General features: G+C 47.1%; 12 protein-coding genes. 11 read left to right on the top strand and 1 reads right to left on the bottom strand.

All coding sequences use genetic code 11. The annotated features are described in order from the left end of the window. The first annotated feature begins 321 nt into the window (after positions 1–321). The 11 genes from DXA97_RS01860 to DXA97_RS01820 all read left to right on the top strand — a co-directional run bounded on the left by DXA97_RS01860 (position 322) and on the right by DXA97_RS01820 (position 13,542). Entirely contained in the window at positions 322–1,905 is a 1,584-nt protein-coding gene (locus DXA97_RS01860; RefSeq protein ID WP_347561419.1) for a glucose-6-phosphate isomerase, read from the top strand. Positions 1,906–2,183: 278 nt separating this feature from the next. Next, positions 2,184–3,572: a Wadjet anti-phage system protein JetA family protein gene (locus DXA97_RS01855; protein WP_118718391.1), complete on the top strand. Its 1,389-nt coding sequence runs from the start codon at positions 2,184–2,186 to the stop codon at positions 3,570–3,572. After that, entirely contained in the window at positions 3,565–4,182 is a 618-nt protein-coding gene (locus DXA97_RS01850; protein WP_118718390.1) for a DUF4194 domain-containing protein, read from the top strand. The genes DXA97_RS01855 and DXA97_RS01850 overlap by 8 nt, the downstream gene beginning before the upstream one ends. After that, a complete protein-coding gene (locus tag DXA97_RS01845; RefSeq protein ID WP_118718389.1) occupies positions 4,163–7,546 on the top strand; it encodes an SbcC/MukB-like Walker B domain-containing protein in 3,384 nt (1,127 codons plus the stop codon). Before DXA97_RS01850 ends, DXA97_RS01845 begins: the two co-directional genes overlap by 20 nt. A gap of 138 nt (positions 7,547–7,684) precedes the next feature. Further along, complete coding sequence (locus DXA97_RS01840) at positions 7,685–8,728, top strand: Wadjet anti-phage system protein JetD domain-containing protein (RefSeq protein WP_118718388.1); 1,044 nt, start codon at positions 7,685–7,687, stop codon at positions 8,726–8,728. Positions 8,729–8,755: 27 nt separating this feature from the next. After that, positions 8,756–8,893 carry a hypothetical protein gene (locus DXA97_RS19995; RefSeq protein WP_182436770.1) on the top strand — a complete coding sequence of 46 codons (138 nt, stop codon included), beginning with the start codon at positions 8,756–8,758 and terminating at the stop codon, positions 8,891–8,893. A 676-nt stretch (positions 8,894–9,569) separates the two neighbouring features. Continuing rightward, positions 9,570–9,869 (top strand): hypothetical protein, encoded by a 300-nt coding sequence (locus DXA97_RS21780; protein WP_347561418.1) that lies wholly within the window; start codon positions 9,570–9,572, stop codon positions 9,867–9,869. Between the two features lie 73 nt (positions 9,870–9,942). Beyond that, positions 9,943–11,109: a sugar diacid recognition domain-containing protein gene (locus DXA97_RS01830; protein WP_118718387.1), complete on the top strand. Its 1,167-nt coding sequence runs from the start codon at positions 9,943–9,945 to the stop codon at positions 11,107–11,109. 86 nt (positions 11,110–11,195) lie between these two features. Next, a complete protein-coding gene (locus DXA97_RS21455) occupies positions 11,196–11,777 on the top strand; it encodes an SLC13 family permease (RefSeq protein WP_279221118.1) in 582 nt (193 codons plus the stop codon). A 68-nt stretch (positions 11,778–11,845) separates the two neighbouring features. After that, on the top strand, positions 11,846–12,538 hold the full coding sequence (locus DXA97_RS21450) for a hypothetical protein (RefSeq protein WP_279221117.1): 693 nt from the start codon (positions 11,846–11,848) through the stop codon (positions 12,536–12,538). Between the two features lie 248 nt (positions 12,539–12,786). Further along, entirely contained in the window at positions 12,787–13,542 is a 756-nt protein-coding gene (locus DXA97_RS01820; RefSeq protein WP_347561417.1) for a hypothetical protein, read from the top strand. Between the two features lie 609 nt (positions 13,543–14,151). Here the strand turns inward: DXA97_RS01820 and rsmG are convergent. Beyond that, a complete protein-coding gene (rsmG, locus tag DXA97_RS01815; protein ID WP_118718386.1) occupies positions 14,152–14,886 on the bottom strand; it encodes a 16S rRNA (guanine(527)-N(7))-methyltransferase RsmG in 735 nt (244 codons plus the stop codon). Between the last annotated feature and the right edge of the window lie 22 nt (positions 14,887–14,908).

The raw sequence follows: 14,908 nt of genomic DNA, 5'->3' as shown, positions 1-14,908 counted from the left end.
ATCTTGTTTTGTCTTACCTGGCTGTCATATTTTTCTGCCGGAAAGGAAAACTATCGGAGTTTTATTAAAAATTCAGGAACTTACAGTATATCACAGAAAAGAAAATTTTCAAGGGAATCATCGTGATACTTTGCTGAGTGTATATTGCCGGAAAACATAAGTTTTAGAGAGATTGTTCGTGCATTGCGCAAACAGGTGATCTTATAGTTGTACAGCGTATCCTTGAAATCTCTTGAAATCCCCCGTATTCAATAGTATAATTATCATGATTGACAGAAAATTATCGGCTGAAGATCAGTATAATGTATTGAAGGAGGAATCATGATGATTACCTGGAACAACCTGGACACTCTTACTTCCTATCAGGAGCTGGAAAAAGCATCCCGCGTAAACCTTGCGGAGGCTATGACCGGAGATAACGGCGCAGAGCGCGTGAAAAAATACAGCGTGCCGATGGCAAAGGGACTTGTTTACCACTACGCAGCAAAGCAGGTCGATGACAATGTACTGGAGGCATTAAAGAAGCTGGCTGCAGAGGCTCAGCTGGCAGAGAAATTTAAAGCTCTTTACAATGGTGAGGTGATCAATACCGGTGAGAAGCGACTGGTACTGCATCACATGACCCGCGGACAGCTTGGTGACGCAGTCACTGCAGATGGTGTGGACAAGCGTACCTTCTACAAAGAGCAGCAGGAGCGCATTGCTGAGTTTGCAAACAAGGTTCACAGCGGTGAGATCACCAATGCGGCAGGAGAAAAGTTTACCACGGTTGTTCAGATCGGTATCGGAGGAAGTGACCTTGGACCGAGAGCAATGTATCTGGCGCTGGAAAACTGGGCAAAGAAGAATGGTACATTTAAGATGGAAGCAAAATTCATCAGCAATGTAGACCCGGATGATGCAGCAGCAGTTCTGCATGGAATCGATGTCGCACATTCTATTTTCGTACTGGTTTCCAAGTCTGGCACAACCCTTGAGACCCTGACGAATGAGTCTTTCGTAAAGGACGCATTAAAGAATGCAGGTCTGGATGCATCGAAGCATATGATCGCAGTAACCAGTGAGACCTCCCCACTTGCGAAGAGCAGCGATTATCTGGCTGCATTCTTCATGGATGATTATATTGGCGGCCGTTATTCCTCTACCTCCGCAGTTGGCGGTGCAGTTCTCTCCCTGGCTTTCGGACCGGAGGTGTTTGCACAGTTTTTAGAGGGTGCAGCAGAGGCAGACAAACTGGCAACAGAGACCGATGTAACGAAGAATGCAGCAATGTTAGACGCACTGATCGGTGTATACGAGCGCAACGTGCTTGGCTATCCGTGTACCGCAGTGCTTCCGTACTCCCAGGCACTGAGCCGCTTCCCGGCACATCTGCAGCAGCTTGACATGGAGTCCAATGGTAAGTCCGTAAACCGTTTTGGCGAGCCGATGAACTATGTGACCGGACCGGTAATCTTTGGTGAGCCTGGAACCAATGGCCAGCATTCCTTCTACCAGCTGCTGCATCAGGGAACTGACATTGTTCCGCTGCAGTTCGTTGGCTTTAAGAAAAACCAGATGGAGACTGATGTTGTCATTCAGGGCAGCACCAGTCAGCAGAAGCTTTGTGCAAACGTGGCAGCACAGATCATGGCATTTGCATGCGGCAAGGCCGATGAAAACCGCAATAAAAACTTTGAGGGCGGACGTCCATCGAGCATCATCATTGGTGAGCAGGTAAATCCGGGTGCTCTTGGCGCACTGCTTGCACACTTCGAGAATAAGGTAATGTTCCAGGGCTTTTTATGGAATGTAAACAGTTTTGACCAGGAGGGCGTACAGCTTGGTAAGGTCCTTGCAAAACGTGTTCTGGCTCATGAAACCGATGGAGCATTGAAGGCATTCAGTGATCTGTTAGAAATTTAAGGATTGTTTTGAAAAAAGTTGCTGTTGGCACCGTGCGTGAACAGGAACAAAATCTCAGATACAACGATAGGATAAATAAAAGTTTGTTTATCATGGAGAAGTAACAGATGCTGCTGCAGCAGGCATGACCTGGGCAGCAGCATTTTTCGACAAACGGTAGCAAGGATTCTCCTATTCTCTATAAATAGTGAGATGAATTACAAACAGAAACAAACCACAGTCAGTCTCCGTGAAATTACTGACTATGCATTGCAACAAAAAATAAGGAATCAATTACTATGGCAAATCAGTTTTTAGAAATACCGGATTCGTTCTGGGGTCTGTTCCGTTCCAGAAACCGGCAAGTTTATATTGACGCGCTTTTGCAGATCAATGACGAATACCAGTACAGCAATTACTTTTTAAGCCGGGAAATCTGCATTCAGACCCTGAGCGATTATTTTGCGAAGGCCCGCGTGGTGATGGTACAGGACGAGCTGGAAGATGAACTGGATATGCTGGAGCCGCTTTCTACCCGCATTTTAAACTGGCTGCTAAAGGCCGGGTGGCTCCGGAAGGTGGATGATTACCACAATATGACAGTGAACATTGTCATTCCGGATTACGCTGCTGTGTTTGTGGATGCGTTTATGCATCTGGCCGGGGAGGATGAGGATGACAGCCAGGTCTACATCCAGAATGTCTATGCAATCCTGTTCGCATTCAAGAACGATCCAAGGTGCAACATTTCTCTCTTGAAAACCGCTCTGGTCAATACGAGAAAGCTCAATAAGACGCTGCAGGATATGCTCCACAATATGGACCGTTTCTTCGCCAGCCTTCTGGAACAGAAAAATTACGGGGACCTTTTGAAAGAGCATCTGGACGGATATGTACAGGAAATCGTGCAGAAGAAATATCACATTTTAAAAACCTCCGATAACTTTTATCTGTATAAGACCGATATTAAAAAATGGCTGGTCCAGATGCGCCAGGATACTTCCTGGCTGGAGACAGTTTGTGTGCGCAATAAGCAGCTGCGAGGGTTGGATATTACGCCGGAAGACATTATCAGCCAGCTTGACCTGATCGATCGTGGCTTTGATGATATCGAGCACCGCATTTTAAATATGGATACAGAGCACACGAAATACATCCGTGCTACCGTGACAAGGCTCAATTACCTCCTGAACCAGGAGGACAACATGAAGGGGCTGGTGATCCAGATCTTAAATGAATTGTCTGGTTTACCGGATGAATCATTCGATGAAAAACTGGCGCTTACAGCCTCAAAGATGAATTTTTCCCAGTTTACCGTCATTTCAGACCGGTCATTATATAAGCGCAGAAAATCCCGTCAGGATTTTACGGCAGAGTTACAGCCGGAGGAGGAAATCGTGGAGCTGTCTAAGGATGAAATCCTGCAGCTAAACCGCATGAAGAACCGATATAGCCGGAAACAGATCCGTTCCTTTGTACTGGATCAGATGGTGAATGGGAAATTTACAGTAACCAGTGACACCGTATCTTCCCTGGAGGACTTTGAGAAGCTGGTGCTTGCATACGATGATTCGGTACGCAAGGACAGTCCGTACCGCGTCCTGGACCAGGAGGCGCCGATGGTGGAGCATGCAGGCTACCGTTATCCGGGACTGGTATTTGTGAGAAAGGATAGAAAGAATGATTGATTATTTTGAGACACTTTCCAGCTCGGAGCAGGAGCAGGTTTCGGAAAGCATCCGTCTGTTATACCGGCAGACCTTTTTGCTGGAGCGGACCTATGACCGGAAAACAAAGCGCTACCAGACGAACCCGGAATTTTACCAGTGCAACCAGCATCTGGAATTCATCCAGAAGTATTTCTCTATTATGGGAATCGAGGTAGTGGAAAACAGTCAGATGGGACTCATTTACATCCGCGGCGAGCAGGTGGTGGGAGAGAAGCTGCCGAAGCTGGCTACGCTGTATGTGCTGGTCTTAAAGCTGATCTACGACGAGCAGATGTCATCGGTCTCTACTTCGGTGAATGTCATAACGACCTTAAGCGAGATCCACGAAAAGCTTGGAACTTACCGGTTATTAAAAAAGCAGCCGTCGGTGTCGGAAATCCGGAGAAGTCTGGCAATGCTGAAAAAGTACCAGGTTGTAGAACCGTTAGATGTTCTGGAAGAGCTGGACGGCTTCAGCCGTCTTGTGGTATATCCGACCATCAATGTCATTTTGCTGGGAGACGATGTCCGTGCGCTGCTTGAAACATTCCGCGAAGGAGAAGAGGAAGATGGAGAACCAGAGATTTGAAGCACTGTCCAGGATCTGCCTGAACAACTGGCATTACATAAAACACAGAACCCTGTCCTTTGATGACGGGATCAATTTTTTTACCGGTCATTCCGGAAGCGGAAAATCTACCGTGATCGATGCCATGCAGATCGTGCTGTATGCGAATACCGATGGCCGCGGATTTTTCAATAAGGCCGCAGCGGATGATTCGGACCGAAGCCTGATCGAGTATCTGCGCGGCATGATCAACATTGGTGATGACAATAGTTTTTCATATTTACGGAACCAGAATTTTTCCAGTACCATTGTGCTGGAACTGCGTCAGACAGATACCGGGGTCTGCCAGTGCGTGGGTGTGGTCTTTGATGTAGAAACCGCTACGAATGAGATTAGCCGTATGTTTTTCTGGCATAAGGGACCGATGCCGGACCATGAGTACCGTAAGTCCGACCGCACTATGTCCATCGATGAGGTGAAAAACTGGCTATTATCGAATTTTTCAAAAGAAGACTGCTATTTCGGCTCGCACAATGAACGCTTCCGCAAACAGCTTTACGATATTTATTTAGGCGGTCTGGATGCGGAAAAGTTCCCGCTTTTGTTCAAGCGTGCCATTCCGTTCCGCATGAACATCAAGCTGGAAGACTTCGTGAAGGAATATATCTGCATGGAGCAGAACATCCACATTGAGGACATGCAGCAGAGCGTGACGGAGTATGGCCGCCTGCGCCGCCGGATCGAGGACACCTGCCGGGAGATCGAGAGCCTGAAGAAGATCTGTGCGCAGCATGAAGCGATGACTGCAGTGCGCGAAAATAAAGAAATGTATGGGTATTTTGCGCAGAAGCTGGATATCTTAAATGACCGCAGAAAAATCCGGGAAAGCCAGGAAAAGATCCAGAACCTGAAGGCGGATTATGAAAAAGCTAACCAGGAAATTGCCGGACTTGAGACGGAGATCCAGGATATGACCGCGCAAAGTGAGGAGCTGCTTCGCAAGATTTCAAGCAGTGGTTATGAAGAATTAAAGAGCCAGTTAAAGGCTGTGAATGAGCTGGTGGAGCACCTGGGAAGCAGCCAGGCCCGCTGGAAACAGACTGCCGAAAAGCTTCATGCCTGGGATGATGAGGAAATCACTTCAAACCGGACTTTGTGGGATATTGAGGCTTTTGATAAGGGAGATATCACCGAAGAAGCATTAAAGCGCCTGCAGGATGACCTTGCCCAGATGCGGAAAGAAACAGAGCGCCAGATGCAGGAGGCCCGCAGCCAGATCCGGGAACTGAACCGCGAGCTGGAAAAAGCACAGGAGGAAGTGGCACAGTTAAAAGCTGGAAATAAAGCCTATCCGAAGGAATTAGAGGCAGTACGCGAAATCCTGAAAACGCAGCTGTTTTTGAAGACCGGAAAAAGTGTCGATGTGGAAGTGCTTGCCGATCTTTTGGAGGTGCGGGATGATGCATGGCGTAATGCGGTCGAGGGTTATCTTGGCAATAACAAATTGCTGCTGACCGTAGAGCCGAAGTATGCAAAAACGGCGATGGAAATCTATAAGGAGCTGGATCCGAAGAAATATTACCGGGTTGCGGTCCTGGATACCGAGCGTGTGATGGCAGATGAACAGGCGGTCCAGGATGGAGCGCTGGCAGAAGAGGTAGAAGCAAGCCGCGATTATGCGCAGGCCTACATCAATTTCCAGCTTGGCAAGGTGATCAAATGTGAGAGCGTGGATGAACTGCGCAGCCACCGCATTGGTATTACCAAAGAATGCGTTCTGTACCACAGCTACCGGATCCAGCACATTAACCCAGATCTGTACACAAAATCGGCATACATTGGAAAGAAGAGTGTGCGCCAGAGAATCAGGCTTCTGGAAGAATCCATGGAAACCATGAAGCAGGAGCTTGAACCGCTGCAGACACTTCTGGCAGATGGGGAACGTGTGCTTGGACATGAGGCACTGGGCCAGGAGCTGGAGGTTTATCTTGGCTGGCAGAAGGATAAGGCAGCTTATCTGGAAAAACAGGAAGAGCAGAAAGACTTGCGGGCCCGTCTGGAGCAGTTAAAGAGCCAGAATGTTGCCGCCTGGGTAGAAGAACGCACAGCACTTGACAATTTGCGTGACAGCCGGAAGGCAATGTTGCGGGAAAAAGAGCGCCAGTCAGCCCGGCTGCAGGAAAACTGTGAATCGGAGAACAAAAATCTATTCCAGTTCAATGAAATTGTTACGGGAAAAGAGCGGAATCTGGAAGAATGCGCAGAGTATGAAGAAAAGCTTCAGGAGATCCTGACGGCGAAAGAAGAAAGCGGTGCAAGGATCCGCTACGACCAGATGCGTAACGATTATCAGGCCAAGGTGGAGACGGAAACGCAGAAGCAGGCAGAAGAAATGCAAAAGCTTCAGGACACCCGGAGTGCTTATCTGCGCACTTATCCGCAGCGGAATTTCTCTCTGGGCTCTGAGAGCAATGAGGAATACCAGAAGCTGCTTGATAACCTTGCCTGTGACCGCCTGGAGGAATACCGGAAGCGTGCCGCAGAACAGGCCAAAGCAGCTGTCGAGCATTTTAAAGATGATTTCATGTACAAGATCCGCAGTGCCATCAAAGAGGCATTGCAGCGCAAGGATGAGTTAAACCGCATCATCAGCCGTCTTGACTTCGGTAAAGACCGTTACCAGTTCTATATTGGAAAGAATAAAGGCGATGACGGCAAATATTATGATATGTTCATGGATGATGCGCTGGAAGTCAATCCGTCGGATTTGGATATTGGTCTGGATAATCAGCTGAATCTGTTTACCATGGAGCATGAAAGCCATTACGGTGCCATGATCAACGACCTGATCAACATCTTTATCCCGCCGGAGCATGCAACCCCGGAGGAGATGGAAGAGGCCAAGCGCAACATGGAGAAATATGCAGATTACCGGACGTATCTTTCATTCGATATGCAGCAGCTGATCCAGAATGAGGACGAGACCATAAAGATCCGCTTAAGCAAGATGATCCGTAAAAACTCCGGAGGCGAGGGGCAGAACCCGCTCTATGTAGCGCTTCTGGCAAGCTTTGCCCAGGCTTATAAGATTGATCTGAAGCCGGGACTTAGGCGAAATCCGACGATCCGTCTGGTAGTGCTGGATGAGGCTTTTTCCAAGATGGATGCAGAAAAAGTGGCGAGCTGTATCAAACTGATTCGCGGACTGGGTTTCCAGGCTCTGATCAGTGCGACCAACGACAAGATCCAGAACTATCTGGAGACGGTCGATAAGATCTTTGTATTCGCAAACCCGAATAAGAAGGCAATTTCCATCCAGGAATTTGAGAAACCGGAATTTGAACAATTAAAACCGGAAATTTCAGAGGAAGACGATGAAGACTAGGCAAGAGCCGGGCTATCTGGTCCATAAGATTATAGAACAGAATGAAAAAGCAGCGTAGACTGGAGGGAAGGAGCATCGGGAAACCGAAGCTTAAATATCCAACAGGAGGATTTTGACCGGGCAGGAAAGTCTGATCTTTTGCAGGAAGCAAAGGAATTGGAGCGAGATGGTCTTATTAAAATCAAATGGATCGAATATGGAAATGATATTGAAAAGATTACCTACCGGAGGGAAAAGACCGGGCAGTTTTATGAGCTGCTTGGCCTTGTTCCCAAGTGGAAGCGGCTGCAGGAAGAGAAGCAGACACTGTGTTCCCTGATGCAGCAGGCTGAGACGGACTGGCTGAGACAGTATTATCAGGAGCTGGAAGCATCCCTGGATCAGGGAAAGACGCCGGCAGATCTGGATAAATACGGTGTAATGCTTTTTGATTGTCTGAATGCGTTGGAGAAACAGAAGGAGCCGCTTTACCAGCGCGTGTTCAGCATTGCTGTGCTTGGCGGAAGCAAGATCTTCGAAGAAAAACTCAAAAGCCGGGTGGTTTCTGTATTATCCCGATATCACCCTGAGGCAGATGACGCCATGAGTGAGCGGGAAATTTTATCTTTGGTATATCTGGAGGATTATGCGCAGCAATTGGCAATAAAAGGGAATCTAAAGATTGAATTAGAAGGAAAAGAAATCGATTATGGAGACCAGGTTTATGGAACAGTGTTAACAACCGACACACTCCGTTATGCCCGGATTTTGCCGGATCAGAGTATTCGAAAGATTATTACCGTGGAGAATAAAGCAAATTTTGTTTCCACGCCATATGAAACGGACACATTGATTGTTTTTTCTCATGGCTTTTTTTCTCCGTTGGAATGCACTTTTTTAAGACAGCTGATTGGAAAAATTCCGGATGTGGAATTTTTCCATACCGGAGACCTGGATTACGGCGGCATCCGCATTTTCCGGCACATCCGCGAACATATCTGTCCTCGGGTCCGCCCGCTTCAGATGGATGCAGACTGGTATGACCGTTACTTGCAATATGGGTATAAAATAAAACCGGAAACATTGAAAAAGCTGGAAAACATGAGGGGGACAGAACCTCTTATGGAAGAGCTGATAGACCGCATCATCAAAGGGAAAATGGGAATTGAACAGGAATGTTTTCTGGTTCGAAAACGGAAATAAAAAATTCCCATAAAAAGGGAGGAGCCGGTGAGTTTTAAACCCACCGGCGATTATGAAAAAATTTTATCAAATTGTAGTTGGCAGCTTCATTTGATGATGTTAGTATATCGAGAAAATATGAAAGAAGTTTTTCCTGGATATGGAATGTTTGTAACGATTTTATGAACAAACCATGAACAGGAGAAACTTCTTTTTATATTACTGCCATAAAACAAAAGTAAAAAATAAGTCAGATAATTGTGATGAATCACAATGCCAGAACGAAGGAAACGTGATATACTATTTTATACAATGAAATTGGAAATATAAGGGGGTGAGATGGTGAAAGTGACGACGATTATGGACAATAAACGGGGCGAGCACAAAGCCCTGGTTGCGGAACATGGTCTTTCTTTTTTAGTCGAAACGGAAAAATCTAAGATTTTGTTTGATTTTGGCGCTGGGAAATCTGCCTGTGAGAATGCTGTCAGGCTGAACATTGGTCTGGAGAACATATCTTATGCGGTGGGGAGTCACGGACATTATGATCATGCAAGTGGATATCCGGAATTTGTCAGACATGGACTTTCCTGTCCGTTGTATACAGCGAAAGGGTATTTTGCAGAAAAGTACGCTTTGAATGGTCTGAAAGCAACGTATCTTGGCTGCGGTTTTGATGAAGCCTGGCTGAACGAACGGATCTGGAACACCGGTACTGCGATGGTTATCTGGAATTGGAACCGGGATGCTATCTGGTCGGTAATTTTGAGAGACGTTATGAGTTTGAACAAATTCCTGACCGGTTTGTACTGCGCAAGAATGACAAATGGGAAAAGGATGATTTCTCCGATGAATCTGTCTGGTGCTGGATGGAACGGAGGGGCAGACTGTTATCGTCGGATGCAGTCACCCTGGAATTTTGAACATTCTGACAACGGTGCAGCAGCGTTTTGGAAAACCGATCCGTGCGGTTTTTGGAGGAACGCATCTGGTAGAAGCAGACGAGAAACGGATCCGCATTACGCTGGACAAAATGAAGCAGATGGGGGTTGGTCTCATCGGATTTAATCATTGCTCGGGAGAAGAGCTTCAGACAATCATGAGTCAGGAAACGGAACTGAAACATTGTTATCTTGGTGCCGGAGACTGCATTTACTTGTAGAAAAAGGGTTCGGTTGATTTTCGGAAAGGTTGTGCTGATTCTGGAAATGTGCGGGGAAAGTGGGTGAAGAAGCATGAATGAATTTGCAAAGCTGGCGCAGGATTTTGTAGAAGCTACCTCTTTGCTGGTGGGTCAGCGCACGATCAATATCATGGACCAGAAGGGCGTTATCATTGCTTCTACGGAAAAACACCGGATCGGAGATTTTCATCAGGGTGCGGCAGAAGTTCTGGAGACAGGAAAACCGGTCCTGATCAAAAAAGAAGATCTGTATCGTTACCCGGGTACCAAAGAAGGCTACAACATGCCGATATTTCTGAACGACAGGATCATTGGTGTGGTGGGAATCTTTGGGTGTGAGGAAGAGGTGCAAAGCATCGCGAATCTGCTTCGTGTCTATGTGACCCAAAGCTTTTCCCAACTGCAGATGACACAAAAGCAGAATCTGGAGGCGGAACTCCGCAATCAGCTTTTGCGGCTTTTATTATTTGGAGGCAGCAGCCAGAAAGAGATGATTGAAAATCTCTGTGGAATGCTGAATTTGCAGCTGGATTTTCCAATCCATGTCATTCTTCTTCATGAATCCGCAATCGGACGCCACATGAAGCATTTGCAGGATTATTCCCAGCTGATCCAGAATCTGATCTGGAAGAATATTCTTGACCGGAAACGGGACGTATTTGGCATTCAAAATGAAGATTACGTGATCCTGCTTGGTGGAAATTATGACAGGCAGGAGATGCACAAACGCCTGGAGCGCCTGCTCGATGAGATCAAAGCAGAGGATGCCTGGAATGTGACAGTCAGCAGTCCCTGCAGAACGATAAAAGAAGTTTCAGACGGTATGAGAGAAGTATCTATGTTAAAAAAGAGGAAAGGAGGAAAAATCCGGAATCTGGAAGAACATTCCTGCAAAATGCAGTATCTGTTTGGAAATCTGCTCATGCAGGAAGGCGGAAGAACCGCAGAAGAAATGTTTGAAAAACTGGAAATCCAGTATGGAAGCAATCAGACGGAGCAGTTGCTTCACACTGCACAGACGTATTATGAGTGCGCGGGAAGTGTTGCAAAGGCGGCAGAAGAGCTGCATGTACATAAGAATACACTGTTGTATCGTATGAAGCAGCTTTATCAGACGCTGGAGATGGAAACGGACACTGCTTTTGTGCGGGAATTCTTTATCCGGATGCTTCTCGAATACCGGATGTTCCTGGAATCAGAAAAAGATCCGGGAATATAAGATATGATGTAACTGGGGAGATACCGGTCAGTTACGATATGAAATTTTGAGAATGGATCGCGAAACGCGAGAAGGAGGTATTGTTTATGTCAGGATTATTTATTTTTGGCGTGATATTTTTAGCGGTTGTATGCATGGTCATTGCGATATCGAAATTTAACATGCACCCGTTTCTGGTGCTGACGGTCATTGCGGTTTTGGTTGGTCTTGTATGTGGAATTCCGACAGAAGAGGTAATCAGCACCGTGAAAAGTGGTTTTGGTAATATTCTGGCCAGCATTGGTATTGTCATTTTGGCCGGAACCATCATTGGTACCATTCTGGAAAAGACTGGTGCAGCCCTTACCATGGCGAACACCATTTTGAAGATTGTCGGAAAAGAAAAGAGTGTTCTGACCATGGGTATCACCGGTTATATTACCGGTATCCCGGTATTCTGCGATTCCGGTTTTGTTATCTTAAGCCCGATTTCCAGAGCACTGGCAAGCCAGAGCAACGTGTCCCTGGCAGTTATGGCTACCGCACTTTCCGGCGGCTTATATGCAACCCATTGTCTGGTGCCGCCGACCCCGGGCCCGATCGCTATGGCAGGTACCCTGGAAGCCGATCTTGGACTGACCATCCTGGTTGGTCTGATCATTTCCATTCCGGCTGTGGCTTCTGCCTGATTTACGCAAATAAGGTATCCAGCAAGATCGATATTCCGGCAAATCCGGAGTACACGGTAGAAGAACTTGTGGAAAAGTATGGAAAACTTCCAGGTGCCCTGCACAGCTTTTCCCCAATTCTGCTGCCGATCATTCTGATCGCATTAAAATCCGTCGGTGATTTCCCGAGTGCACCGTTTGGGGATGGCGCAGTGAAAGCCTTCTTCTCCTTTATTGGTAACCCGGTTATCGCACTGATCTTTGGAGTATTCCTGGCTATGACCCTGATTCCGAAGGAAGAAAAACAGAATTCCCTGAAGTGGATCACCGAAGGTGTTACCAACTCTGCAGGCATTCTGGCTATCACCGGTGCAGGTGGTTCCTTTGGTGCCATTCTTCAGAAACTGCCGATCGCAGACGCTTTAAGCGCATCATTACTGGGACTTGGTGTGGGTGTATTCCTGCCGTTCATCATTGCAGCACTCTTAAAGACAGCAATGGGCGCTTCTACGGTAGCCATGATCACGACCTCTGCCATGATCGCACCGATGATGCCGGCACTCGGTTTCACATCTCCGTTAGCCAAGGTTCTGGTTATCATGGCCATCGGAGCAGGTTCTATGACCGTATCCCACGCAAACGATTCCTACTTCTGGGTAGTATCCCAGTTCTCGGATATGGATACGCAGGATGCTTATAAGTGCCAGACCGGTATGACTGCCGTCATGGGTATTACCACGATCATTGTGGTATTTATCCTGTCCCTGATCTTTGTACACTGATCTTATTCATAAAATGAAAGCAATTTGCGACAAATAGGGATGCCCTGCGGATGACAAATTCCGCGGGGCATCTGTGTGTGCGTCCGGCGGAGCATGTTTTCAGGTATCCGTAGCGGTGTATCTGCAGAAAGCTTCTGCTGGCAGATCAGGTGCCAAGCAGAAGTACTGTGTATGATACAAGCCCTGCACCAGTGTTCCGGTTCTGTCATATGTTATAGTGTAACCACACAAAAAGGAGACAACAGCATATGGCATTTTTTACGAATCAGGCGCAGCTGCGTTATGGCAATGAAATAACCAATTCAAATATTACTGTGGGAGAGATTCAGGAAGTACTGACGGTTACCAAAACCGCAGTAAAAGAAACGTACCGGCAGGGAGGAACCGTGACGTATATCATCAGCATTGTCAATGCCGGCACTGCAGAATATACAGGACTTACCCTGTCAGATGATCTTGGAACTTATGCCTTTGGGACAACGACGCGTACTCCGTTGGATTATAGTGCGGGAACGATCCGCTATTATCAAAATGGCGTGCTCCAGACAGCACCGACCGTAGAAGCGGGACCGCCACTTACGATTACCGGAGTGAATGTACCGGCAGGCGGCAATGCCACGATCGTGTATGAGACACGGCTGAATGCGTACGCGCCGCTGCAGCTTGAAGCAGAAATCACGAATGTTGTGACAGTATCGGGAACCTGTGTCAGCGGAATTACCGCATCGGAAACTGTTTCTGCTGTGGCAGAGCCAGTCCTTTCCATCACAAAATCCGTCAGCCCGGTTCCGGTCACAGAATGCGGCAGACTGACTTATACTTTCGTCATCCAGAACACCGGAAATGTCCCGGCAGATTCCACAACCGAAGTTTCTGTAACCGATACCTTTGACCCGGTTTTGAGAAATCTGACTGTCACCTTTAACGGAACTGCCTGGACTGCTCCTACAAATTACACCTATGATGAAACAACAGGTATGTTACTACCGTACTGGGTGAAGTGACCGTACCGGCAGCCACCTACACCCAAAATTCGGAAACAGGAGAGTGGAGCACCAACCCTGGCGTCAGCACTTTAATCGTGACAGGAACAATCTAGCTAGGATAAAAGTCTCAAATCCCCATCGATGGTTTTGGAGACCGCTGCTCTGCCATTGAAATAGGGCGTGTATGAGTCTGGCTTCCGAAATTTTCAGCATATCAAACAATATCGCACAGTAAGTCGATTAGAAGGTCCGGGCGTGTACGAGTCTGACTTCCTCCATTTTCACATATCGTTGTTCGCTTGCTTTCGCTGACACATGTTCGCCTGCATCGGATTTACATCCGCTGCATTCGGACATGTGTCCTCAAGAGGCGAAACAACTGATATGCTGAAAATTCCAGAAGTCAGACTCATACACGCCCTACTTTATTGACACCGCTGCGTACGAAAAAACCTGCAACCATTACTGATTTGGCCAATAGTTATCCTATTTTCGCCGTTTCAGTAATGGTTGCAGGTTTTTTATATGTAATGGAGCCAGTATAGCAGGAAGCCCCCGCCCCGCCATGCGTTTACGCATGGCGGGGCGGGGGCTTTCGGACTTATTGATATTTACTGTGCGATATTGTTACTTCCCTATCGGCTCTTTCGACGGTACTCCCGCTTTCCGCGGATATTTCTTCGCCGTCTTAGCGATCTTATCAATCACCACCAGGGATCGGTCTGCATCTGCCCCGGTCAGTTCAAAACGGATCACATCTGTAATGCTGCCGCCAAGGCTTTCGATCGCTTTGGTTCCCTGCTCCAGCTCCTCATCTATTTTACCGGATTTATACGGAATAAATGCACCACCCACTTTTACGAATGGCAGGCAATATTCCGATAAGGTTGCTGCGTTAGCAACTGCCCGGGAAACACAATAATCATACTGCTCACGGTATTTTGCATCCCGGCCAAAGTCCTCTGCTCTTCCGTGAATCGTTTCTACATTCTGAAGTCCCAGCTGGCTGATCACTTCATTTAAGAATTTGATTCTCTTATTTAAGGAATCCAGCAAGGTGATCTTCAAATTCGGAAATGCAATTTTTAACGGAATTCCCGGAAATCCTGCTCCTGTCCCTACATCAATAGCAGATGCTTTTCGGCCATCCTGAAGCGGCACTGCTTTTACAAGTGCCAGACTGTCTATGAAATGTTTGCTTACCACTTCTTCCAGTTCTGTGATTCCGGTCAGGTTCATGACCTTATTCCATTCTACCAATAATTCATAATAATGATAAAACTGCTCCATCTGCTGTTCGGAAAGCGTAATCCCCAGCTCCGTGGTTCCCGCCTTCATTTTATCCACAAAAATCTGTTCCATAATCCCTCCTGTGTGGAATTTC

Origin of the sequence: Clostridium sp. OF09-36 (genome assembly GCF_003481985.1) — a bacterium.
GTDB lineage: Bacteria > Bacillota > Clostridia > Lachnospirales > Lachnospiraceae > Brotaphodocola.
Note: the sequence above shows the minus strand (reverse complement) of the source record. Positions and strands in the feature narration are given on the sequence as shown.